Origin of the sequence: Streptomyces sp. NPDC001604, assembly GCF_042893475.1 — a bacterium.
Taxonomy (GTDB): domain Bacteria; phylum Actinomycetota; class Actinomycetes; order Streptomycetales; family Streptomycetaceae; genus Streptomyces.
The window spans coordinates 341,100-363,826 of record NZ_JBIAUY010000006.1 but is presented as its reverse complement, the minus strand read 5'-3'; the positions used below and the strand labels follow the sequence as shown (position 1 = coordinate 363,826).

Below are 22,727 nucleotides of genomic sequence, written 5' to 3'. Positions count from 1 at the left end.
CACCGGGTTCCGGGTTGCCGGGTGGCGGTGTGAGGGTTCAGGGTGCGGGGGCCGACCCTGCGGGTGTGCGGCCCGGTGATGTCGCGCGTGAGGCGTTGCGCCGTGTCGCTCCTGGCCCTTTGCCGGACGACGTCGCGTCCAGCGGCACACCAGGCACTGACGCGGCGGCGAGCGCGGAGCGTGAGGCACCGGGTTCCGGGTTGCCGGGTGGCGGTGTGAGGGTTCAGGGTGCGGGGGCCGACCCTGCGGGTGTGCGGCCCGGTGATGTCGCGCGTGAGGCGCTGCGCGCCGCGCGGGCGGAGATGCGGCAGGCCCAGGTGGACGCCGAGCGGGCCGTAGGTGCGCGGCGGGCGGCGGCGCCTCGACGCGCTGCCGGTGTCCAGGCGCGGGACCTGAAGGGGCTGCTTGCCGACGCCTTCCCCATGCCTGCCTCGGCGAGCGGGCCGGCACAGAGCCCGGACGACAACCCCCGTGCGAGGCAACGGAGTTCGAACCCCCGGACGCACCTGTCCGGTGAAGGCCCGCAAGCAGCCGCGGCCACTGAGCACCTCGTCGAAGCCGAGGACCCCGGCACCCCCAGCTCCACCCCGCCCCTGTTCCCCGGCGAGTCCCGCACCCACTCCATGGCCGCACCCGGCCGCGACAGCGAACTGCGCCGTACCTTCCCCGCACTCCCGGCCCGCCCCTCCCGTTCCTCGGCCGCCCAGGCCTCCCCGGGGCCTCCCGCCGACGCCCGGTTCGCGGAGACGTGGTGGGGCAATGCCTGGGTCACGGCCTTGGAAGAGGGGGCGCTGGACGCCAAGCGGCTGGCGCGTGGCCGTAGTTACGCCGAGCAGGGCCATGTGGACGCCATCACGGTGACGCCCGGACTTGTGCTCGCGTATGTGCAGGGCAGCCGCCCGCGCCCGTACCGCGTGCAGGTGCGGCTGCGCACACTGGAAGACGCCGACTGGGCGCGGTTCCTGGACGCCGCCGCCGAGCGGCCCGGGCACATCGCGGCGCTGCTCGACAAGGAGCTGCCCCAGGGCCTCGTCGACTGCGGAGTGCCGTTGCTGCCGGGCCCGCGCGACCTCGACCCGCACTGCAGCTGCCCCGATCGCGGCCACCCCTGCAAACACGCCGCCGCCCTCTGCTACCAGACGGCACGCCTCCTCGACGCCGACCCCTTCGTACTGCTCCTGCTGCGCGGCCGCGGGGAACGCGAGCTGCTGGACGCCCTCTCCCGCCTGAGCGCCACGCGCGCGGCCCGCGCCGCCCAGGAGCAGGAACCGGCCCCGCTCCCCGGCGTGCGCGCGACCGAAGCCGTCCTGCCCCGCCGACTACCGCCGCTCCCGGCCCCGTTGCCCGTCCCGCCGCACCCCGAGCAGCCCCCGGTCTACCCGGCGGCCCCTGGCGGCCCCGACCCCTTCGCGCTGGACCAGCTGGCGACCGACGCCGCCGCCCGTGCCCACGCCCTGCTCAGCACCGGCCGCGACCCGGTGGCGGAGCTGACGCTGTGGCAGGACGCCGTCCGGCTCGCCGCCGCCCGCCCCGGCTCCGGCCTCACGGCAGGCACCCGCGCGCTCTATGCCTCGCTCGCCTCGGCCGCCGGCCGCACCCCCGCCGAGCTGGCCCGAGCGGTCGCCGCCTGGCGGCAGGGCGGCCTCGAAGGCCTCGCCGTCCTGGAGGAACCCTGGGACCCGCCCGCCGGACGCTTCGACCGGGCCCGCCCCCTCCTCCTCGCCGCCGACCTCCCCGCCTTCAGACCCTGGCGCAACCACCTCACCCACCCCCGCGGCCACGTCCAGCTCCGCCTCGGCCGCGACGGCCTGTGGTACGCCTACGAGTCGGAGCCGGGCCACGACGACTGGTGGCCCCGTGGCACCCCGGACCTCGACCCGGTAGGCGCCCTCACGGGCCTGGGCACACCGAACGACCTCTGAGCGCAGGAAGCACCCGCCGTCCTCAACTGCCGTGCGGACGCGAGGTGTCGGCCCTGTGCGGCAGTCCCGCCGTCACAGGGCCCGGTGGGAGACGGTGAGCAGGTAGGTGCCGTAGAAGAGGGAGACGACGGCCAGGGAGCTGAGCAGGATGACCAGGGTGCGCAGGCGGCTGCGCGCCAGATGCCGGGCGAGCGGGATCAGCAGCGGGAAGGCCGGCAGCAGGAACCTCGGCTTGCTGCTGAAGAAGTGGGTGCCGCCGACCGCCATCACGATGAGGACCGCACAGTAGGCGAGCAGCGGCAGGGGCATCCTGTTCAGGATGCAGAAGACGAACAGGAGCAGGTAGCCGAGGACGATCGCGGCGGTGGCATAGACGGCGAGGACGTCATGACCGACGACCAGGTGCTTGAACTCGTGAGCGGTGAAGCGGCCGAAGTCGAACCGCGAGCCCCACAGGCTCTGCACGTGGAAGTAGCCGAGGGGGCTGTGGGTCCGCAGTCCCACCCAGCCGATGTAGCCCAGCCATCCGAGGGGAGCCACTGCGGCGGCCGCCCAGGCGCGTGGCGCGGTGGGCGCACCGGAGCGACGCAGCTGCCACAGATGGGCGACGGCGCCGATGACGACGGCGGCCGCCACGGCTAGACCGTTCGGGCGACACAGCCCGGCCAGCACCGCCAGTGTCCCCGCGGTCAGCCAGCGGCGGGTCAGCACCGCGTAGAGCCCCCAGGCCGCGAATGCGGTCATGACGGGCTCGGTGTACGCCATCGTCAGGATGATCGCGTGCGGCAGCAGCGCCCACAGCGCCACGAGGAGGATCCCGATGCGTGGTCCGTGCAGCAGTTCGCCGACCGCGTACACGCCCCAGGCGGCCGCCAGGGCGGCAGTCCATGCGATGAGCAGCGCCACGTTGACCGGGCCGATCGGCAGCACCGTGTTCACTGCGTGGATCAGGCCCGGGAAGAGGGGGAAGAACGCCAGGTCGTTGTAGATGACGCCGTGCTTGGCGTGGACGACCAGCCCGTAGCCGTACTGCGAGATGTGCCAGTACCAGTGGCCGTCCCATTCCAGACCGGCCACGGTTCGCGGGTGTCTGCCGAGGTGGATCGACCACAGGGTCGCCATGATCACCCCGGTCAGCCGCACGGAGACGAACAACGTCAGTGCCGGCAGTGCCTTTCCCAGCTCGATACGCCACCGCGGCTGCTGAGGCGGTGGATCGAGTCTCGGCGCGAACCGCCGCATGAGCGCGTTGCTCGTCTGAGTGGGGCTGTCGCCCATTTCGACCTCCTTCGCTGCCCTGCATGAGGGAGCAGCCGGACGCCTGGTTCCATCGCTGAGAAATCTCTTACTTCGTGAGAATCAGTGAAATTCGCGGTGAGAACGGGCGGCGACCTTTGAGAGGTCCCGCAGATCACGTGTGCATGAAATCCACGTGCACGGCACGTCACCGGACGAGCGGGGTGGCCGGAACCAGAAAGGTTCCGGCCACCCCGCTCGTTTCAAGGCGAGTTGTAGCGAGTTGTACGTCGGCTTACGGCCGCTCCGCCGCCAGCAGCGCCGGAAACGCCTCATGCAGGGCCTCGCGCCAGTCGCGGATCGGCTCGATCCCGGCGGCCGCCCAGCGGTCGTGCCCGAGAACGCTGTACGCCGGCCGGGGGGCCGGGCGGACGTAGGCGGCGCTGGTGGTGGGGCGGACCCGCTCGGGGTCCGCGCCGAGCAGCCGGAAGATCTCCCGGGTGAGGCCGAACCAGGTGGTCTCGCCGCCGCTGGTGCCGTGGTAGATCCCCGCCGGGGCGGTACCCGCGAGCGCGGACCGCCCGAGGCGGACCAGCCGGTCGGCGAGGTCGACGGTCCAGGTGGGCTGGCCACGCTGGTCGTCGACCACGTCGAGGGTGTCCTTGACGCCCTCCAGCTTGATCATCGTGCGGACGAAATTGCCGCCGCCCGCCCCGTACAGCCACGCCGTGCGCACCACGTAGCCCGCGTCCGGGAGCGCGGTCAGCACCGCCTGCTCGCCTGCCAGCTTGGTGCGGCCGTAGGCACTGCGGGGAGCCGTCGGGTCGTCCTCCGCGTACGGAGAGACGCCGTCGCCCGCGAAGACGTAGTCCGTGGAGACCTGCAGCAGCCTGGCGCCGGTCTTGGCGCAGGCCGCGGCCAGGTTCCGGGGCCCGTCGCCGTTGATCCGCAGCGCCTCGGCCTCCTGGGTCTCCGCGTCGTCGACGGCGGTCCAGGCGGCGCAGTTGACCACCACGTCCGGCTGGTGTTCCGCGACGGCCCCGTGCACCGCCTCCGGGTCCGTGATGTCGAGGTCCCCCCGGGTCAGGCCGACGCTCGGCACTCCGTCGGCGGCCAGCCGGGCCAGGAGGTCCTTGCCGAGCATGCCGCCCGCACCGGTGATCAGCCAGGTGGAGGTCACAGCGCCGCCCGCTCCTTCAGGGGCTCCCACCAGGCGCGGTTCTCGCGGTACCAGGCGACGGTCTCCGCGAGACCGGTGGCGAAGTCCTTGCGGGGTTCGTAGCCGAGCTCCTCGCGGATCTTCGTGCAGTCCACGGAGTAGCGGCGGTCGTGGCCCTTGCGGTCCTGGACGTACTCGACGCTCTCGTCCCAGTCCGCGCCGCACGCCTCGAGCAGCAGCCCGGTGAGCTCCTTGTTGGAGAGCTCGGTGCCGCCGCCGATGTTGTAGACCTCGCCCGGGCGGCCCTTGGTGCGCACCAATTCGATGCCCTGGATGTGGTCGTCGATGTGCAGCCAGTCGCGGACGTTGCCGCCGTCGCCGTACAGCGGGACCTTCTTGCCGTCGAGGAGGTTGGTGATGAAGAGCGGGATGACCTTCTCGGGGAAGTGGTGGTGCCCGTAGTTGTTGGAGCAGCGGGTCACCCGCACGTCGAGGCCGTGGGTGCGGTGGTACGACAGCGCGATCAGGTCGCTGGACGCCTTCGCCGAGGAATAGGGCGAGTTGGGCTGCAGCGGGTGCGTCTCGGGCCAGGAGCCCTCGTCGATGGAGCCGTAGACCTCGTCGGTGGAGATGTGCACGAAGGTCTTGATGCCGGCCCGGTGCGCGGCGTCGATCAGGGTGTGCGTGCCGACGACGTTGGTGCGGACGAACTCCGCGCCGCCGTCGATGGAGCGGTCCACGTGCGACTCGGCGGCGAAGTGCACCACCTCGTCGTGCTCGGCCATCAGCTTGCCGACCAGTTCGGGGTCGCAGATGTCGCCCTGCACGAAGGCGAAGCCGGGGTGGGAGCGCACCTCGTCGAGGTTGGCCGGGTTGCCCGCGTAGGTGAGCTTGTCCAGGACGGTTATCGCCACGTCCCCGGGCCCCTCGGGGCCGAGCAGCGTACGGACGTAGTGGGAGCCGATGAAACCGGCACCGCCGGTCACCAGGATTCGCGTGGTCATGAAGAGATCTGCACCTTGCTGTGGTCGCCGAGGACGAGTCGGTGGGCTGCGGGGTTGCGGGGCGCGGGGGTGACCTGGACGTCGCGGCCGATGAGCGAGGTCTCGATCCGCCGTACGCCGGTGATGGAGGAGTCGCGCAGGACGATGGAGTACTCGATCTCGCTGTCGTCGATCCGGACGCCCTCGGAGATGGAGGTGAAGGGGCCGACGTACGAGTCGCTGATCACCGAACCGGGGCCGATGATCGCGGGGCCGACGATGCGCGAGCCGCGCACCTCGGCGCCGGCCTCGACGCGCACACGGCCGATGATCTCGCTGGAGTCGTCGACACTGCCCTCGACGCTCGGCTCGACGGTCTCCAGGACGGAGCGGTTGACCTCCAGCATGTCGGCGACGTTCCCGGTGTCCTTCCAGTAGCCGGAGATCGTCGTCGAGCGGACGTCCTTGCGCTGGTCGATCAGCCACTGGATGGCGTGGGTGATCTCCAGCTCGCCGCGCCAGGAGGGCTCGATGCTGCGGACGGCCTCGTGGATCGCGGGGGTGAACAGATAGACGCCGACCAGCGCGAGATCGCTCTTGGGCTGCTTGGGCTTCTCCTCCAGGCCCTTGACCCGGCCGTTCTCGTCGAGCTCGGCGACACCGAACGACGTCGGGTTGGGCACCTGGGTCAGCAGGATCTGGGCGTCGGGGTGTTCCGTACGGAACTCGTCGACGAGGCCCGTGATGCCGCCGACGATGAAGTTGTCGCCGAGGTACATGACGAAGTCGTCATCGCCGAGGAACTCGCGCGCGATGAGCACCGCGTGCGCGAGGCCGAGCGGCTTTTCCTGCGGGATGTACGTGACGTCGATGCCGAGCTTGGAGCCGTCGCCGACGGCCTCCCGGATCTCCTCGGCGGTGTCGCCGACGATGATTCCGACATCCGTGATGCCGGCGTCGGCGATCGCCTCCAGCCCGTAGAACAGGACGGGCTTGTTGGCGACGGGCACCAGCTGCTTGGCCGATGTGTGGGTTATCGGACGCAGGCGAGTGCCCGAGCCACCTGAGAGAACGAGAGCCTTCATGCGGCGCATCCTAACCGGGCTCCGGGGCAAGCACCGCTCCGTGCGTTTCATCACAGTTGGCCAAACCATCGTGTGGACTTTGTGATCTGTTTGTGGCCGCGGCCCCCGCTTGACGTGACCACGGTGTGACCGCCAACGCGTTAGCCTTGTCCGTCAGCCAGCGGCGGTGTACGCCGTGTCATGACTTCATGACTCCCCAGTGACTTAAGCGGAAGAAGAGACATGCCCATCAAGGTGAGCGTGGTGATCCCGGTCTACAACCCGGGCAAGTACATCGAGGACTGCATAGCCTCTCTTCTGCGTCAGAGCCTGCCGGACGACGAGTACGAAGCGATCTTCGTCGACGACGGCTCCACCGACGAGACGCCCGAGCGCCTGGACCGGCTGGCCGCCGAGTACCCCCACATGCACGTCATTCACCAGGAGGGGTCCGGCTGGTCCGGCAAGCCGCGCAACGTCGGCATCGCCGCCGCCAAGGGCGAGTTCATCCAGTTCGTGGACAACGACGACTGGCTGGGTGATGAAGCCCTCGAACGCATGTACAACTACGGCGTGGAGAACGGCGCCGATGTGATCGTCGGCAAGATGGCCGGAAAGGGCCGCCCGGTCCCGCTGGAGCTGTTCCGCAAGAACCGCCCGCACGCGAACGTCGAGAACGCCCCGCTGATCGACAGCCTCACCCCGCACAAGATGTTCCGCAAGTCGTTCCTGGACAAGTACGACCTCCGCTTCATGGAGGGGCGCCGGCGCCTCGAGGACCACGTCTTCGTCGCGGAGGCCTATCTGCGGGCCGAGAACGTCTCCGTGCTCAGCGACTACCTGTGCTACTACCACGTCAAGCGCGAGGACGCGTCCAACGCCGGCTTCCAGCGCTTCGACCCGGTCGGCTACTTCAAGAACCTCCGCGAGGCCCTCGACGTCGTCGAGAAGCTCACCGAGCCCGGCCCGCTGCGTGACCGGCTGTTCCGCCGCTGGCTGCGCAACGAGATGGTCGAGCGCATGCGCGGACAGCGCCTGCTGAAGCTGCCGGAGGACTACCGCCAGGAGCTGTTCGACGAGATCCACAAGGTGGTCGTCGAGCGCTTCGGGCCCGGCGTCGCGGCCGGTCTGCAGCCCACGCAGCAGATCGTCGCCGGCCTGATCGCGGCGAACCGGCTCGCCGATGTCGAGGAGTTCGCCCAGTGGGAGTCGGGGATCAAGCCCACCGGCACCCTGGAGAGCCTCGACTGGGAGGACGGCAAGCTGTCGATCGGCTTCACCGCCGAGTACAAGTCGGCGGGCGAGCCCATCACCTTCCGTGCCGACGGCGACAAGGACCTGCTCGTCCCGCCGCTGCCGCAGAGCAGCCTGGACGCCATCGCCCTGCTCGGCGCGGACACCTCCGCCCCGCTGGGCAAGTCCAAGGTGGACCTCGTCGTACGTGAGCGCGCGACGGCCGCGGAGTTCTTCCAGCCCGTGGAGTTCACCCGGGAGAAGGTCGCCGTGGCGGGCCGGGACGGGGATTTCCGCCAGGTGTTGCACGCCACCTCGCGCATCGACCCGCTGACGGCGGCGAACGGCGCCGGACTGGATGCGGGCATCTGGGACGTCCTCATCCGTATTCACTCCTGCGGGTGGACCAAGGAGACCCGCCTGGGTTCCGTTCGCAGCGAGGCGGCCGGGCACGGACGGCGCGCTGCCGTGGTGGGCTCCCCGGCGCACCTGGTCCTGCCGTACTGGACCGACCCGCACGGCAACCTCTCGCTCGACGTGGACCGGAAGACCAACCGGATCTCGTACGAGTTCGCCGGTCACACCGCCGCCGACGTCACCGTGACCACGGGCCCCGACCGCCTCACCGTTGCGCTGCCCTTCCACGTCCAGGGCGAGAGCGAGGCGGCCGTGAAGCTGACGAAGGTCGCGACCAGCCGTTCGGTGGAGCTTCCCGCCACCGTGGCCGCCCGTACGACCGGCGATGCCGAGTTGAGGGCCGGCCTTGCGCTTGGTGAACTGGAGGGCGGCCAGTGGCGGCTGGAGCTGATCCTGCCGTCGGCCGGTGCAGGCAAGCCGGTGGCACTGCCGCTGGTGCTCGATGTCTCCGCGAGCGGTGGTGCCGAGGTCAAACCCCTCGCGGCCGCGGCCGCCGAACTGGTGGCCAAGGCCCCCGGGCGGCCCAAGCCCGCCTCTCGCCAGGCGAAGCGGACATTCCTGCGCCGCGCGGCGGGCAGGCTCCGTCGGGCTCTGAAGAAGTAACCGAATCACGCGAACTAGGATCGATACGTGCGACCACTGGGCATTGACGGCGCTTGGGTACTGGAGCCCAAGGTCTTCCCCGACGACCGCGGCAGCTTTCACGAGTGGTTCCGCGGCGCCGACTTCCGCGAGGCGACCGGCCAGGACCTCAACCTGGCCCAGGCCAACTGCTCCGTCTCCAAGCGGGGCACCCTGCGCGGCATCCACTTCGCCGACGTTCCGCCGAGCCAGGCCAAGTACGTCAAGTGCGTGCGCGGCGCGGTCATCGACGTCATCGTCGACATCCGGGTCGGATCACCGACGTACAAGCAGTGGGAAGCCGTCCGGCTCGACGACGAGACCCATCACGCGGTCTACCTGTCGGAGGGCCTCGGCCACGCCTTCTTCGCCCTGACGGACGACGCGACGGTGGTCTATCTCTGCTCCGAGGGTTACGCCCCCGAGCGTGAGCACGGCATCCACCCGCTCGACCCGGACCTCGCCATCCAGTGGCCGGACGGCATCGAGCCACTGCTGTCCCCGAAGGACGAGCAGGCGCCGACGCTCGCCGAGGCGGAGGCCCAGGGCCTGCTGCCGCTGTATGAGGACTGCGTCACATACCGCAGGTCCCTCCGAACGGCTGACGGCTCCTGACCTCTGGTGACGGCCCTTCCGTGAAATCAAGAAAGAGGTATGGGCTTTGTCCCATTAGCGTTTCTTGGGGAACGCGGAAGGGCCCGCAACCCTCCTCCTGGGTGACGGAAAAACCACGGGCAAGGAAACCGGGGACTGAGTGGCATGGGTTTGACCAGCGAGACGACTGTGTACGTGATGGCGGCCGTGGCCGCCATTTGTGTGGCGCTGTTGGTCTGGCTGTGGCCACGGCTGGCCAAGCAGGGCGTCTGGCAGGTGCTCGGACGCCTGGCGGCCGTCGGAGTGGCCCAGGTGACGATCATCGCCGCCTTCGCGTGCTGGCTGAACTCGTCCTACCAGTTCTTCGGATCGTGGGGTGAGCTCTTCGGCAACGTCGACACCGCTCCCGTCGGTGTCACCCAGGCGGGTGGAAACAACGACGGCGGGGCCATTTCCGGCGTCTCCGTGAAGGGCTCCCTCATACAGCCCAACGGCGACGAGCAGTTGAACCGGGTCAGCGGACTGCCCACCGGCCCCGCGGCGGTGAACGGGCGGGTCGAGTCCGTGAAGGTCATCGGCCGCCGCACCGGCGTCGTCGACCCGGCCTTCGTGTACCTGCCGCCGCAGTACTTCCAGAAGGCGTACCACCGGCAGCGCTTCCCGGTGATCGTCGCGCTCAGCGGCTACCCCGGCTCCATCTTCAACCTCGCGCAGTACCTGCGGGTGTCACAGACCGCCGGAGAACTGCAGAAGAGCGGCCAGATGCAGCCGACCATCATGGTGATGATCCGGCCGACGATCGCTCCGCCGCGCGACACCGAGTGCGTGAACGTGCCGGGCGGACCGCAGACCGAGACCTTCCTGGCGAAGGACCTGCCGGACGCCCTGAAGTCCACGTACCGGGTGGGTCACGACGCCACCGCCTGGGGCGTCATGGGCTACTCCTCCGGCGGCACCTGCGCCCTGCAGCTGACGATGCGCAACCCGCACGTGTACACGACGGCCGGTGCCCTGTCGCCCGACTACAAGATCAAGGACGACGCCACGACCGGCAACCTCTTCGGCAGCGGGCTGGGCCGCGTCAACCGGATCAACGGGCACGACCTGATGTGGCGGCTCAAGCACCTTCCCGCACCCCAGGTCTCCGTCCTGGTCGCCGACAGCAAGCACGGCGAGAAGGGTTACCCCGAGACGCTGGCCTTCATCAAGGCGGTCAAGGCACCCATGCGCGTCGTGTCGATCCTGCCCGAGAACGGCAGCCACAACTTCCCGACCTGGGTACGGGAGATGCCGGCCACCCTGAAGTGGATGAACCAGCAGCTGACCTTCCCCCAGGACGTCGTGCCCCGGCACGTCCCGAAGCCGAAGCCGGGCCACACCACGGTGCGTGCCTCGGGCCAGGAGCCCTCGGAGGCCCCCACCAGGCGCAGGTGACGCAGAGCCCTTCCTCTCACCCTGCAAACCGTAGGGTGAGAGGGGCGAGGCAGAGTTGGGCCGGGTGATGGAGCTTTCCCGGGACTGCCGGGACTGCCGGGACTGCCCGGACGGACCTGATGGCGCCGCCTCCGACCCGGGCCACGGCGCCCGCTGTCCAGGAGGCCGTGCCGGCCCGCGCGCCTCCGCCGCATACGTCGTCGAACCCCCGGGAGGCTTCCGCGCCCTCCAGAACAGCACGATGCACGCAACTGCCTCATCGCCGTCACTGGCACCCCGATGACGATCACCACGGTTTCCGTCCCGCCCGCACCGGCGTCGAAGCGGTGACCGGAAGACGCCACGGTCCTCCTCCTCGATGCGCCACAGCCCCGAGCCCGAGCGGAACTTGAAGACGTCGGAAGAATGCCGGTGGTCAACAGGGGTACGCGCGTGCTTGCCGGACAAGGGACCGGCACTGGCACAGCAGACCGACCGGGAGGGGCGCATGATGGCGACGACGACCGTGCAGACCGCGGAGCGTACGGTTGATCTTCCGGAGGTGGCGGACCCGTCCAAGGTCGCGCCGAAGGACGCACGGGAACTGTCGAAGCTGTTCTTCGACCAACTGGCGGTGCTGGAGGAGGGGACGCCCGAGTTCCAGTACGCGCGCAACACGCTGATCGAGATGAACATGTCCCTGGTCCGCTACGCAGCCGCACGGTTCCGCAGCCGGGGTCCGGAGGAGATGGAGGACATCGTCCAGGTCGGCATGATCGGACTGATCAAGGCCATCGACCGGTTCGAGCTCTCCCGCGAGGTGGAGTTCACCTCCTTCGCCGTCCCTTACATCGTCGGCGAGATCAAGCGGTTCTTCCGCGACACCTCCTGGGCTGTCCACGTCCCCCGGCGGTTGCAGGAGGCCCGCGTCCAACTGGCCCGCGCCAACGAGGAACTGCGCAGCCGACTGGGCCGGACGCCGACCACCAAAGAACTGTCCGAGCTGATGAGCCTGTCCGAGGAGGAGGTCGTCGAGGCCCAACTGGCCTCCAACGGCTACAACTCGGCCTCTCTCGACGCGGCGATCAGCGGCAGTGAGGACGGCGAGGCCGCGCTGGCCGACTTCATCGGCGACGAGGACGCCGCCCTCGAACTGGTCGAGGACTTCCACGCCCTCCTCCCGATGATCGCCGAACTCGACGAACGCGACCGCAAGATCATCCACTGGCGCTTCGTCGAGGAACTCACCCAGGCCCAGATCGGCGAACGCCTCGGCGTCTCCCAGATGCACGTCTCGCGCCTGATCACGCGTCTCCTGGGGCGCCTGCGCGAAGGCATGCTGAGCACCGCCTGAGCGGGAGACGTCCGGCGCTGGGGTGCCTGCGAGCGACCGTCCTCATCAACAGGTGGATCAGGACGACGCCATCGGAAAGGGCCTTTCCGGGTGATGCCCGGAAAGGCCCTTCCGTTTCCACAGTGCACAAAGCAAATTCAACGCGTCCCTCGGCGGTCAAGCGGTCGTTTCCGCTGTCGCGACAACCGGCCCGTGCCCCGGCTTTACCATCATAAACAAGGCAGTGTTGGGGCATGGCGGCCACATTGCAGGGCATTCGGGTGCCAGGAGGTTGATAAACATGGTTCCCCTGCTGCTGGTTCTTCTTCTCGCGCTGATCCTTTTCGGCGCCGGCTTCGCCATCAAGGTCCTCTGGTGGGTCGCCGTCGCCGTCCTGGTGCTGTGGCTTCTCGGCTTCGTCATGCGCTCCACCAGTACCGGAGGTGGTCGCGGCCGTTGGTACCGATGGTGATCTGACCCTTGGATGCGGCCTGTTCGCAGGGCCCGGCCGATATGACGGCCGGGCCCTGCCCGCATGCCGAAAAAAGGGGCGGGGTAAGTGGTCGCCCAGTGACCCGAGTCGTGGCTATGTCACGCAGATGCCGACGATGCAGGTGTCGTCGTCCGTGTCCGACCTGCTGTAGGTCAGCAGCCGGTCGAGCTGCTGGTCCAGGGTCTTCGGCGCGGTACGGGCCGTCGTCAGCAGATGGGTCAGCGACTCCTCCACGGACCGGTCCCGGCGCTCGATGAGCCCGTCGGTGTACATCAGCAGCACGTCCTCCGGCGCGAACTGCAGCTCGGCCTCCTCGTAGACGGCTTCGGGCAGTGCGCCCAGCAGCAGGCCTTTGACCAACGGCAGCGGGGCCGCCTCCCGCTCGCGGACCAGCACGGGCGGGAGGTGGCCCGCCCGTGCCCAGCGCAGGCTGCGCTCTTCCGGGTCGTACAGGGCGCACACCGCGGTGGCGGTGACCCCTCCGGTCAAGTGGTGCGCCACGATGTTCAGCCAGGACAGCAGCTGGCCCGGCCCGGCACCCGTCACGGCGAGGCCACGCAACGCGTTGCGCAGAACGACCATGCTGGTGGCGGCCTCGATGCCGTGGCCCGCGACGTCACCCACGCTCAGCAGCACCAGCCCGGACGGCAGCACCACGGCGTCGTACCAGTCGCCGCCCACCAGATGCTCGGTCTCCGCCGGCCGGTAGCGCACCGCGACCTCCAGGCCGGGCACCGTCAAAGGGGCCTGCGCGGGCGGCATGATGGCGTGCTGCAACTGCAGGGTCAGACGGTTGCGTTCGGTCGCCTGCTGCTCGGTGTGGACGAGCTGGTCCCGGGTGGCGGCGAGCGCCACCTCCGTCCAGTGCTGCGCGGAGATGTCCTGGTACGCACCCCGTACGACGAAGAGCCGGCCGTCGGCGTCGAGGGCCGGCTCGGCGACCACCCGGATGTGCCGGGTCACGCCGTCGGGGCGTTGCAGCCGAAAGGCCGCGGAGGCCGGCCGGCGGCGGTGCAGCAGTGTCCGCAGGAACCGGCCGAGGGCCACCGCGTCGTCCGGGTGCGCGTGCGCGGGCAGCTCCTCCAGTGGTACGGGCGTGCTCGTCGGGGACCGGCCGTAGAGGTGGAACAGCTGGTCGTTCCAGGTGATCTCACCGGTGAGCAGGTTCTCCTCGAAGCCGCCGACACGGCCCAGACGTTGGGCGTGCTGGAGCAGGCTCGCCAGCCGCGCCGTCTCGTCCTCGATGCGCCAGATCAGCAGCACGCTGCTGCCGTGCCGGCTGATGCTGATGTCCGCGACTGCTGACAGCGGCACCTGGTCGACGAGCGGTGTCAGCCGCATCCGGCGGCTGCGGAACGGCTCGCCGGTGGCGTAGACCCGCTCGACCCGCTGGAACAGCTCGCTCTCCCCGGCGGCCATGGGGTACGCCTCGAGCAACAGCGCTCCGCTGACCACCGCGCGCGGCCGGCCGGCCGGGTCCAGGAAGCGCCTGTTGACGTGCTGGATGCGGAAGTCCACCAGCTGCCCGGAGTCGTCGAGGTGCGGCACCAGCACCAGGGCGGGGTCGTGCAGTCCATCGGCCAGGTCCATCAGCTCGGCGGCGTCCGGCAGGAGCCGCGGGTCCTGGCCGGGGTACGGGCGGAGCGTGGACGTCTCCAGGGTGTGCGCACACAGCTCGGCCAGGGCTTGCACCTGCCGGACGATCTGCGGCGGCTGCGGCTCCAGCGGCCCGGGCCAGGCGATCTCCAGGACGCCGTGGATGCGACCCCCCGTGCCGGCGGGTACCGCAACCCGCCCGCCGGCCGGATGCAGGTGCCGGCCGATGGTGGGCAGCCCGGTGTCGGCGAGCGACTCGAACCACTGATCGGTGCGCTCGGTCAGTCCTCGGCGCGCCACGGTCGCCACGTCCGGGGGGACGTAACGCCACCGGACAGCCTCGGCGGGGGAGAAGCCGGCGCTTCCGCTGAGGGTGAGCGAGCCGTCCCCGCCCGCGCTCCACACGGCCACGGCGACAGCGCCGAGCGGGCGCAGGGCATGCTCCAGCAGGGCGTCGGCGACCTCCTGGGTGTCGTTCGCGGCCAGCGCGCCGCTCTCCGCCGCCCGCAGTCGCAGGGCGGTGTCCTGGCGCGCGGGCGTCTCGGCGGCGGTGCTCAGGAAGGCGTCCGCGATCTCCGACACCCCGTCGCGGGCGGCCTGGTTGATGACGTCCACCGCGAACTCCAGTGGCGTCACGTTCGCCTGCGCGGTCAGCTCCGCGAGCTGCCGGGCGGCTTGCGCCGGACCGCAGCCCAGCCGCTCGACCAGGATGCCCTTGGCCAGCTCGATCAGCGCCCGGCCCTCCGCCTCCGCATGCGCGGTACGGACCTCGCGGCGCAGCCGTTCCACCGTCGCGGCCAGCCTGCCGACGGGGGAGGTGGGGGAGACGCCCGCGAGATCCAGGGGAGCGGTGCCCGGCCCGGCGCCGTCCGGTTCACGTGGCTGCTCGGGCGTCTTCACGATGTGCACGCTCCTCGGCTGGACGACGCTGGGACGCGGGTCGCGCCGCGCAGGGCTGGATCCGCCCCGTCGGCGGGCGGCACCGGCGCGCTCACGCGGACAGCCACCGTCGGACGCAGGCGATGAGGTCGCCGGTGTCGACAGGCTTGGTGACGTAGTCGCTGGCGCCGGAGGACAGGGACTTCTCCCGGTCGCCGGGCATCGCCTTGGCGGTGACGGCGATGATCGGCAGCTGGGCGTACTGCGGCAGCTTGCGGATCTCGGCGGTGGCTGTGTAGCCGTCCATCTCCGGCATCATCACGTCCATCAGCACCAGCGCGATGTCGGGGTTGGCGAGCAGCGTGTCGATGCCCTTGCGTCCGTTCTCCGCCTGCAGCACTCGGAAGCCGTACAACTCCAGGATCCCGCTGAGCGCGAACAGGTTGCGTGCGTCGTCGTCGACGACCAGGACCGTACGGCCCCGGAAGCTGTCGTCCACCGGCGGTGCGAGGTCCGACGGGTCCTCGACGCGGACAAGGGACAGCACGTCCCCGGGTGCCTCGGCGGCCAGGTGCAGGGCGATGCGTTCGCGCAGCTCGTCCAGGCTGGACAGGAACTCAAGGGACCCGTCGTCGCGGTGGGAGCGCAGCGCTTCGGCTCGTGCCACCTCCGGCCGGTGACTGCTGTGAATGAGCACCGGGACGCTCGCCAGCCCCGAGTCGCCTTCGAGCGCCCGCAGAAACCGGGCCGCCTCCCCGTCGGGCATGTCCAGGTCCAGTACGACGCAGTGGCAGGCCTCGGTGGCCAGCGCGCCCGCTGCCTCCTGCGCTCCGACGGCGGTGATGACGTCCACCGCCGGCAGCGGGGAGCCGTCGTCCGGACTGTGCCGGGCCACGTCCGCGACCACGCTCTCGGCGACCAGGGTCAGCAGCCCGCGCGGCCGTTCCTCCACCACCAGGAGCCGGCGCGGCCGCTGCTCGGGAACGGTCGGCTGCGGCGAAGCGGTGGGCCGGCCCCCGGTGGCGGCCGAGGCGAGTTCGGCCGGTTCCTTCGGGCTGTTCCGGGTGGGCCGACCGGCGTCGAGCAGCTCCTCGAAGTCCTTCCGGGCCACCGGCAGGTACAGCGTGAAGGTGCTGCCCCGACCGGGCGTGCTGTCCACCGCCACGGCGCCGCCGAGCAGATGCGCGATCTCCCGGCTGATGGACAGTCCGAGGCCGGTTCCGCCGTACTTCCGGCTGGTCGTGCCGTCCGCCTGCTGGAACGCACCGAAGATCGACTCCAGGTGCTGCTTGGGAATGCCGATTCCGGTGTCCCGCACCCGGAACGCCACGACGGCACCGCCCCGCACGACGTCCTGCGGCACCTCTTCGTCCGTGGCGGGCTCGATGGCCAGCTCGACGCTGCCCTGCTCGGTGAACTTCACCGCGTTGGACAGCAGATTGCGCAGCACCTGCCGCAGCCGGGAGTCATCGGTGAGCAGGTCGGCGGGCGCGCCCGCCGTGGTGGTGACCGCGAACTCCAGCCCCTTGTGGGTCGTCATGGGCCGGAAGGTGGCTTCGACGTACTCGATGAGCCGGCGCAGCGGCACCCGCTCCGGGGTGACGTCCATCTTGCCCGCCTCGACCTTCGACAGGTCCAGGATGTCGTTGATCAGCTGCAGCAGGTCGCTGCCCGCGGAGTGGATGATCCCCGCGTACTCGACCTGCTTCGGGGTGAGGTTGCGCGAGGGGTTCTGGGCGAGCAACTGGGCGAGGATGAGCAGGCTGTTGAGCGGGGTGCGCAGCTCGTGGCTCATGTTGGCCAGGAACTCCGACTTGTACTTCGAGGCCAGCGACAACTGCTGGGCGCGGGTCTCGAGTTCCTGCCGGGTCTGCTCGATCTGCAGGTTCTTCGCCTCGATGTCATGGTTCTGCGTGGCGAGCAGTGTGGCCTTCTCCTCCAGTTCGGCGTTGGAGCGCTGCAGCTCGTCCTGCTGGGCCTGCAACTCCGCCGAGCGGGCCTGCAGTTCGACGGTGAGCCGCTGCGACTCCTCCAGCAGCTCGTCGGTGCGGGCGTTGGCCACGATCGTGTTGACGTTGACGCCGAGCGTCTCGCGCAGCTGTTCCAGGAAGTCCCGGTGGATGGGCGTGAAGGCGGTGACCGAGGCCAGCTCGATGACGCCGAGAACCTGGTCCTCGAAGAGGATCGGCAGCAGGACCAGCGCGGTCGGCACCGCCTGGCCGAGCCCGGAGGAGATCGTGACGTAGCCGGGCGGCAGCTCGTCGACCGTGATGGTACGACGGCTGCGCGCGGCCTGGCCGACCAGCGAGCGGCCGAAGGGGAAACGCGTGGGCCGCTCGTCGTCGTCGGGTCTGCCGTAGGAGCCGACAAGCCGCAGCTCCGGGCCGCGCTGACCGTCCTCGGCGAGGTAGAAGGCGCCGTACTGGGCCGACACCAGCGGCGTCAGCTCCTCCATGATCAGCTCGGCAACCACCGGCAGGTCCCGGTGGCCCTGCATCAGGCCGGCGATGCGTGCCAGGTTGGTCTTGAGCCAGTCCTGCTCCTGGTTGGCCCGGGTGGTCTCGCGCAGCGACTCCACCATCGAGTTGATGTTGTCCTTGAGTTCGGCGACCTCTCCGGAGGCCTCCACCGTGATCGAGCGGGTCAGGTCGCCCTCGGCCACCGCGCTGGCCACGGCTCCGATGGCCCGTACCTGACGGGTCAGGTTGCCGGCCAGCTCGTTGACGTTCTCCGTGAGCCGCTTCCAGGTGCCCGAGACGCCCTCCACCTCGGCCTGGCCGCCGAGGCGTCCTTCGGTGCCGACCTCGCGGGCGACGCGGGTGACCTCGTCGGCGAAGGCGGAGAGCTGGTCCACCATCGTGTTGATGGTCGTCTTCAGCTCGAGGATCTCGCCGCGTGCGTCCACGTCGATCTTCTTCGACAGGTCGCCCCTGGCCACGGCGGTCGTCACCAGGGCGATGTTGCGCACCTGACCGGTCAGGTTGTTCGCCATGGAGTTGACGTTGTCGGTGAGGTCCTTCCAGGTGCCGGCCACGTTCGGTACGTGGGCCTGGCCGCCGAGGCGTCCTTCGGTGCCGACGTCACGGGCGACGCGGGTGACCTCGTCGGCGAACGCGGACAGGGTGTCGACCATCGTGTTGATCACATCGGCCAGTGCGGCGACCTCGCCCTCGGCCTGGACCGTGATCTTGCGGGACAGGTCGCCCCGTGCGACGGCGGTGGCGACCTGGGCGATGGAGCGCACCTGGTCGGTCAGGTTCGACGCCATCACGTTCACGTTGTCGGTGAGGGCCTTCCAGGTGCCCGAAACGCCCTTGACGTCGGCCTGGCCGCCGAGGCGTCCTTCGGTGCCGACCTCGCGGGCGACGCGGGTGACTTCGTCGGCGAAGGCGGAGAGCTGGTCGACCATCGTGTTGATGGTGTTCTTGAGTTCGAGGATCTCGCCGCGGGCGTCGACGGTGATCTTCTGGGAGAGGTCGCCCTTGGCCACCGCCGTCGCCACCTGGGCGACGTTGCGGACCTGGGCGGTGAGGTTGCCCGCCATGAAGTTGACCGAGTCGGTCAGGTCCCGCCAGGTGCCCTTGACGCCCTTGACGTCGGCCTGGCCGCCGAGGCGTCCTTCGGTGCCGACTTCGCGGGCGACGCGGGTGACTTCGTCGGCGAAGGCGGAGAGCTGGTCGACCATCGTGTTGATGGTGTTCTTGAGTTCGAGGATCTCGCCGCGGGCGTCGACGGTGATCTTCTGGGAGAGGTCGCCCTTGGCCACCGCGGTGGTCACCTGGGCGACGTTGCGGACCTGGGCCGTGAGGTTGCCCGCCATGAAGTTGACCGAGTCGGTCAGGTCCCGCCACACCCCCGCGACTCCGGGCACCTTGGCCTGGCCGCCGAGGCGTCCTTCGGTGCCGACCTCGCGGGCGACGCGGGTGACCTCGTCGGCGAAGGCGGAGAGCTGGTCCACCATCGTGTTGACGGTGTCCTTCAGCTGCAGGATCTCGCCGCGCGCGGGCACGTCGATCTTCTGCGACAGGTCGCCCTTGGCCACGGCAGTGGCCACCTGGGCGATGTCCCGGACCTGGGTGGTCAGGTTCCCGGCCATGGCGTTGACCGAGTCGGTCAGGTCGGCCCAGGTCCCGGAGACACCCGGCACCTCCGCCTGCCCGCCGAGCGTGCCCTCGGTGCCGACTTCCCGGGCCACGCGCGTGACTTCGGAGGTGAACACGGACAGTTGGTCGACCATGCCGTTGAACACGCTCGCGATGTCGCCCATGAGACCGTCGGCGTCCTCCGGCAGACGGGTCCCGAAGTCGCCGTCCCGCACGGCCGTCAGCCCCGCGAGGAGCTGTACGAGCTCCCCGTCGCTCGGCCCGGCGTCGATGAGCTCGGTCTTGTCGCTGGTCATGCGCAACCTCGTCCCGCTCCCCTGGAGCCCTCGGCAGTGAAGACTCAAACACCCCGGCGGGCCGCGGTCGGCCCGTAAACGCTCTGCATTCCCTCACCTCACGGCTTTGGGCGAGGAGAAAATACGCCGCAGGCTAACCCACGCGGTACCCGCCGAACAAAGCCTCCGGCCGCTGCTCACCCGGGAAGAAATCCGCCACGAAAAGCCATGCATGACACCGGAATTGGGGGGTAGTCGGAGTGGTTTTGGTGACGGCCGCCGACGGGGTCGGCGGGCCCTCGGCGCGTGATGGTCGAACGCCGCGGCAACCGAATCACCATAGGCCCGGAGCGCCTTGAACAGCTCGCCACCGTGACGGTCGGCCCGAGTGCGCACGACATCCGTGCCTTGCTTCGCACCGGCGACCCGACGCCGAGTTGCCCTACGACCGCAGGCTCCCTGTCGCGGTCGGCTGAAGAAGGAGCGGTCTCGATGCCGCCGGGGCAGTGGTGATCAGCGGCCGATGTAGAAGCGGATCGTGGTACCCGCCTCACCGGTGTGGATGCGCACGAGGTCGGCGACATGGTTGACGAAGAGCAGGCCCCGGCCGCCGGGCCGTTCGGGTGGCGGGGGGCGCCGGCCGGCCAGTGGATCGGTGAGCCGCCCCGCGTCCTGCACCTCGCAGACGACCTGTTCGCCTTCCACCCAGATCCGCAGCGTGCCGCCACCGGCCCCATGAACGACGCTGTTGGTGGTCAGCTCAGCCACCGCCAGCTGGAGATCATCCAGCCGTTCCCTCTCCAACCCGAGCCGCTCGCCCTGCCGTACGGCAAACTCACGTACCGTCGGCAATTGGCCACTGCCCTCGAAGCTCGTCTCCTGGGCGGCGGGCGGCACGGGCAGCGCCTGGTTGTACCGGGCCACGACCGCCTCGGGGCTGTACGCAACCGAAGCCGTCTCGCTCCCCTCGGCGACCACCACCGGGTGGGTGGCCCAAGCGTCCTTCAGTACCGTCTCGTCGAGCCCGTCGACGTCGTACGGGCACAGAATCGTGACCGCACGCCCGGTGAACGCCTCGTTGATCAGCGCCTCGTGCTGCACGCACGCGGGGTACTCCACTGCGCTGCGACCGGGCCAGATCGGCTCACCGATGATGCGCACCCGGCCACTGGTATGGGCATCGGCGAACCGGCGCAGCACTCCGGGAATGATCCGCCCCGGGTTCCGGCCGGCCTGCGTCATGTCCTCGAAGTGAACCCGACAGGCCTGGTCACCGAGTTGGTCCTGGATCAGCTGGAGTCGGTCCGGCGGCGCGGCGACCGCAACTGGTTCCTCCCTGGCCAGCCCCTCGAGAACGAAGGGCACTGTACCTTTCACATACTGCTGATCCCCGCTGTAGAACAGCGCCGGATGCACGAACTTCTGAGGATCGGTGGCGGTGCCGGTCATGCGGCCACCTCGATCCCGCCCAGGCTGGGCCAGAACAAGTCCAGAATGCGCGGTACCTGGGGCGGCGGTTGCTCAAGGACGAGCAGACGATCCCCACTCAGTGACCGTGCGGCCATCGCGAGATCCGTCACCCCGGCCACGTCGATGAACGTCAGCTGGGACATCTCGACGTACAGGCAGCTCTCGCTCCGCCGTGACAGCCGGCCGAGGGCTTCCTGCCACATCGGCCGCGTACTCACGCCGACCTCGCCTTTCGCATACACGCCCGGGCGCTCCAGCAGCGGTCGTACTTCCAACCGAGCCCCGCCGTGTGACGGCGCGGCGCAGTGTCCCTCCGGATCGAGTGGGACATCCACGCTCTTCCCCTCACCATGCCCGAATCGCCCCTCGACGGCGTGCACCCGCATGAGTACACCAGCTGTCCATCTATACCAGGCGTATGACGACGACATCGCGCAGACGTTGCGGGGGTCGGAGGTCACTCCGGGCCGCAACGTGGCCACCGCCGAGCGGTGGTATGTGAAGCCCGACGTGGAGGATCTTCGCGAGTCAGCCACAACGTGGGACGGCTTGCACGGGGATGCCACCCAGGTACGTGAGAAATCGTGAGATGTGGGAGCGTGAGTCGGGTGAGTGAGAGTACGTCCAACACCCTGCAATACCGCTTTGACGGGCCAGAAGAGGCTCCCGTGCTGATTCTGGGCCCCTCGCTCGGTACCACATGGCACATGTGGGACCGCCAGGTGCCCGAGCTGGCGAAGCAGTGGCGCGTCTTCCGCTTCGACCTGCCGGGGCACGGCGGCGCGCCCGCGTACCCGGTGAGCTCGGTCGGCGAACTCGCCTCCCGGTTGCTGGCCACGCTCGACGGGCTCGGTGTGCAGCGCTTCGGCTACGCGGGCTGTGCGCTCGGTGGTGCGATCGGTCTCGAACTGGCCCTGCGCCACCCCGAGCGGCTCGCCTCGCTCGTGGTGATCGCCGCCTCGCCCCGCTTCGGCACGGCCGACGAGTTCCGCCAGCGCGGGGTGATAGTGCGGACGAACGGGCTCGACCCCATCGCCCGTACCTCCCCCGACCGCTGGTTCACCGGCGGGTTCGCCGCCGCGCAGCCCGCGATCACCGACTGGGCCGTGCAGATGGTGCGCACCACGGACCCCGGCTGCTACATCGCCGCCTGCGAGGCCCTCGCCGCGTTCGACGTACGGCCCGAACTCGGCCACGTCGGCGTGCCCACCCTCGTCCTCGTCGGCTCCGAGGACAAGGTCACCGGCCCCGCCGAGGCCCGCACCCTGGTCGCCGGCATACCCGACGCGCGCCTCGCCGTCGTCCCCGGCGCCTCCCACCTGGTGCCGGTCGAGCAGCCCGCCGCCGTCACCGACCTGCTGGTCCGGCACTTCTCCACCGCCTGGCAGCCCGGCTACGTCGAGTCGTCCACGGGTCAGATCGCCCTCCCGGCGACCCCCGCCAAGCCCGTGATCGCGCCGTCCCCGCAGCCCCACCAGCCTGCGCCGATCGCCGAGATCGCACCGGCCGCCGTAGTGCCCCCGCCGGTGAACGGACGTCCCGACCCCTACGACACCGGCATCAAGGTGCGCCGCGAGGTGCTCGGCGACGCTCACGTCGACCGGGCGCTGGCCCAGGCGGACGAGTTCTCCGGGGACTTCCAGGAGTTCATCACCCGCTATGCCTGGGGTGAGATCTGGGACCGCCCCGGTCTCGACCGGCGTGCCCGCAGCTGCGTGACGCTGGCCACCCTGGTCGCGGGCGGCCATCTGGAGGAGCTCGCCTTCCACACCCGAGCGGCCCTGCGCAACGGCCTCACCCCGAGCGAGATCAAGGAAGTGCTGATGCAGTCGGCCGTCTACTGCGGCGTGCCGGCGGCGAACAGCGCGTTCAAGGTGGCCCAGCAGGTCATAAGAGAGGAAACGACGCCCAGCGAGTGATCGTCAGCCGGGCAGCG

Annotated in this window: 15 protein-coding genes; 7 read left to right on the top strand and 8 right to left on the bottom strand. The window is 69.9% G+C overall.

Annotated features, from left to right (window positions below):
• The first annotated feature begins 29 nt into the window (after positions 1 to 29).
• Entirely contained in the window at positions 30 to 1,922 is a 1,893-nt protein-coding gene (locus ACFY1E_RS20040) for an SWIM zinc finger family protein (protein ID WP_389077837.1), read from the top strand.
• Between the two features lie 72 nt (positions 1,923 to 1,994).
• Here ACFY1E_RS20040 and ACFY1E_RS20035 read toward each other — a convergent pair whose 3' ends face one another.
• The 4 genes from ACFY1E_RS20035 to ACFY1E_RS20020 all read right to left on the bottom strand — a co-directional run bounded on the left by ACFY1E_RS20035 (position 1,995) and on the right by ACFY1E_RS20020 (position 6,385).
• The gene (locus ACFY1E_RS20035; protein ID WP_389077585.1) at positions 1,995 to 3,200 is read right to left on the bottom strand and encodes a hypothetical protein; all 1,206 of its coding nucleotides are present in this window, start codon (positions 3,198 to 3,200) and stop codon (positions 1,995 to 1,997) included.
• A gap of 253 nt (positions 3,201 to 3,453) precedes the next feature.
• On the bottom strand, positions 3,454 to 4,302 hold the full coding sequence (gene rfbD / locus ACFY1E_RS20030; protein ID WP_389077834.1) for a dTDP-4-dehydrorhamnose reductase: 849 nt from the start codon (positions 4,300 to 4,302) through the stop codon (positions 3,454 to 3,456).
• A gap of 32 nt (positions 4,303 to 4,334) precedes the next feature.
• Complete coding sequence (rfbB, locus tag ACFY1E_RS20025) at positions 4,335 to 5,321, bottom strand: dTDP-glucose 4,6-dehydratase (RefSeq protein ID WP_389077583.1); 987 nt, start codon at positions 5,319 to 5,321, stop codon at positions 4,335 to 4,337.
• A complete protein-coding gene (locus tag ACFY1E_RS20020) occupies positions 5,318 to 6,385 on the bottom strand; it encodes a glucose-1-phosphate thymidylyltransferase (protein WP_389077581.1) in 1,068 nt (355 codons plus the stop codon). The genes rfbB and ACFY1E_RS20020 overlap by 4 nt, the downstream gene beginning before the upstream one ends.
• A gap of 222 nt (positions 6,386 to 6,607) precedes the next feature.
• On the opposite strand from ACFY1E_RS20020, the gene ACFY1E_RS20015 reads away from it, so the two are divergent.
• The 5 genes from ACFY1E_RS20015 to ACFY1E_RS19995 all read left to right on the top strand — a co-directional run bounded on the left by ACFY1E_RS20015 (position 6,608) and on the right by ACFY1E_RS19995 (position 12,447).
• The gene (locus tag ACFY1E_RS20015; RefSeq protein ID WP_389077579.1) at positions 6,608 to 8,617 is read left to right on the top strand and encodes a glycosyltransferase family 2 protein; all 2,010 of its coding nucleotides are present in this window, start codon (positions 6,608 to 6,610) and stop codon (positions 8,615 to 8,617) included.
• A gap of 27 nt (positions 8,618 to 8,644) precedes the next feature.
• The gene (rfbC, locus tag ACFY1E_RS20010; RefSeq protein ID WP_344397955.1) at positions 8,645 to 9,250 is read left to right on the top strand and encodes a dTDP-4-dehydrorhamnose 3,5-epimerase; all 606 of its coding nucleotides are present in this window, start codon (positions 8,645 to 8,647) and stop codon (positions 9,248 to 9,250) included.
• Positions 9,251 to 9,394: 144 nt separating this feature from the next.
• On the top strand, positions 9,395 to 10,663 hold the full coding sequence (locus tag ACFY1E_RS20005; protein ID WP_389077576.1) for an alpha/beta hydrolase: 1,269 nt from the start codon (positions 9,395 to 9,397) through the stop codon (positions 10,661 to 10,663).
• Positions 10,664 to 11,150: 487 nt separating this feature from the next.
• Entirely contained in the window at positions 11,151 to 11,996 is an 846-nt protein-coding gene (locus ACFY1E_RS20000) for an RNA polymerase sigma factor SigF (protein WP_389077832.1), read from the top strand.
• A gap of 280 nt (positions 11,997 to 12,276) precedes the next feature.
• Positions 12,277 to 12,447, top strand: a complete 171-nt coding sequence (locus ACFY1E_RS19995; RefSeq protein ID WP_389077574.1) for a hydrophobic protein — start codon at positions 12,277 to 12,279, stop codon at positions 12,445 to 12,447.
• A 114-nt stretch (positions 12,448 to 12,561) separates the two neighbouring features.
• Here ACFY1E_RS19995 and ACFY1E_RS19990 read toward each other — a convergent pair whose 3' ends face one another.
• From ACFY1E_RS19990 to ACFY1E_RS19975, 4 genes are all read right to left on the bottom strand, one after another.
• The gene (locus ACFY1E_RS19990; protein WP_389077572.1) at positions 12,562 to 14,964 is read right to left on the bottom strand and encodes a SpoIIE family protein phosphatase; all 2,403 of its coding nucleotides are present in this window, start codon (positions 14,962 to 14,964) and stop codon (positions 12,562 to 12,564) included.
• A 91-nt stretch (positions 14,965 to 15,055) separates the two neighbouring features.
• A complete protein-coding gene (locus ACFY1E_RS19985) occupies positions 15,056 to 19,342 on the bottom strand; it encodes a HAMP domain-containing protein (protein WP_389077570.1) in 4,287 nt (1,428 codons plus the stop codon).
• Positions 19,343 to 19,834: 492 nt separating this feature from the next.
• Positions 19,835 to 20,770 (bottom strand): anti-sigma factor RsbA family regulatory protein, encoded by a 936-nt coding sequence (locus tag ACFY1E_RS19980; protein ID WP_389077567.1) that lies wholly within the window; start codon positions 20,768 to 20,770, stop codon positions 19,835 to 19,837.
• Positions 20,767 to 21,009 (bottom strand): STAS domain-containing protein, encoded by a 243-nt coding sequence (locus tag ACFY1E_RS19975; RefSeq protein ID WP_389077565.1) that lies wholly within the window; start codon positions 21,007 to 21,009, stop codon positions 20,767 to 20,769. Before ACFY1E_RS19975 ends, ACFY1E_RS19980 begins: the two co-directional genes overlap by 4 nt.
• Before the next feature lie 390 nt (positions 21,010 to 21,399).
• Here ACFY1E_RS19975 and pcaC point away from each other — a divergent pair, with 390 nt between their 5' ends.
• Complete coding sequence (gene pcaC, locus ACFY1E_RS19970; protein WP_389077563.1) at positions 21,400 to 22,710, top strand: 4-carboxymuconolactone decarboxylase; 1,311 nt, start codon at positions 21,400 to 21,402, stop codon at positions 22,708 to 22,710.
• Positions 22,711 to 22,727 lie beyond the last annotated feature (17 nt).

Bases quoted from the DNA above. Each gene is read 5' to 3' on its own strand.
- ACFY1E_RS19980 (WP_389077567.1), bottom strand. From the start codon at position 20,770: ATGACCGGCACCGCCACCGATCCTCAGAAGTTCGTGCATCCGGCGCTG.
- rfbD (WP_389077834.1), bottom strand. From the start codon at position 4,302: ATGCTCGGCAAGGACCTCCTGGCCCGGCTGGCCGCCGACGGAGTGCCG.
- ACFY1E_RS20035 (WP_389077585.1), bottom strand. From the start codon at position 3,200: ATGGGCGACAGCCCCACTCAGACGAGCAACGCGCTCATGCGGCGGTTC.
- rfbB (WP_389077583.1), bottom strand. From the start codon at position 5,321: ATGACCACGCGAATCCTGGTGACCGGCGGTGCCGGTTTCATCGGCTCC.
- ACFY1E_RS19985 (WP_389077570.1), bottom strand. From the start codon at position 19,342: ATGACCAGCGACAAGACCGAGCTCATCGACGCCGGGCCGAGCGACGGG.
- ACFY1E_RS20015 (WP_389077579.1), top strand. From the start codon at position 6,608: ATGCCCATCAAGGTGAGCGTGGTGATCCCGGTCTACAACCCGGGCAAG.
- ACFY1E_RS20020 (WP_389077581.1), bottom strand. From the start codon at position 6,385: ATGAAGGCTCTCGTTCTCTCAGGTGGCTCGGGCACTCGCCTGCGTCCG.
- ACFY1E_RS20000 (WP_389077832.1), top strand. From the start codon at position 11,151: ATGATGGCGACGACGACCGTGCAGACCGCGGAGCGTACGGTTGATCTT.
- ACFY1E_RS20005 (WP_389077576.1), top strand. From the start codon at position 9,395: ATGGGTTTGACCAGCGAGACGACTGTGTACGTGATGGCGGCCGTGGCC.
- ACFY1E_RS19995 (WP_389077574.1), top strand. From the start codon at position 12,277: ATGGTTCCCCTGCTGCTGGTTCTTCTTCTCGCGCTGATCCTTTTCGGC.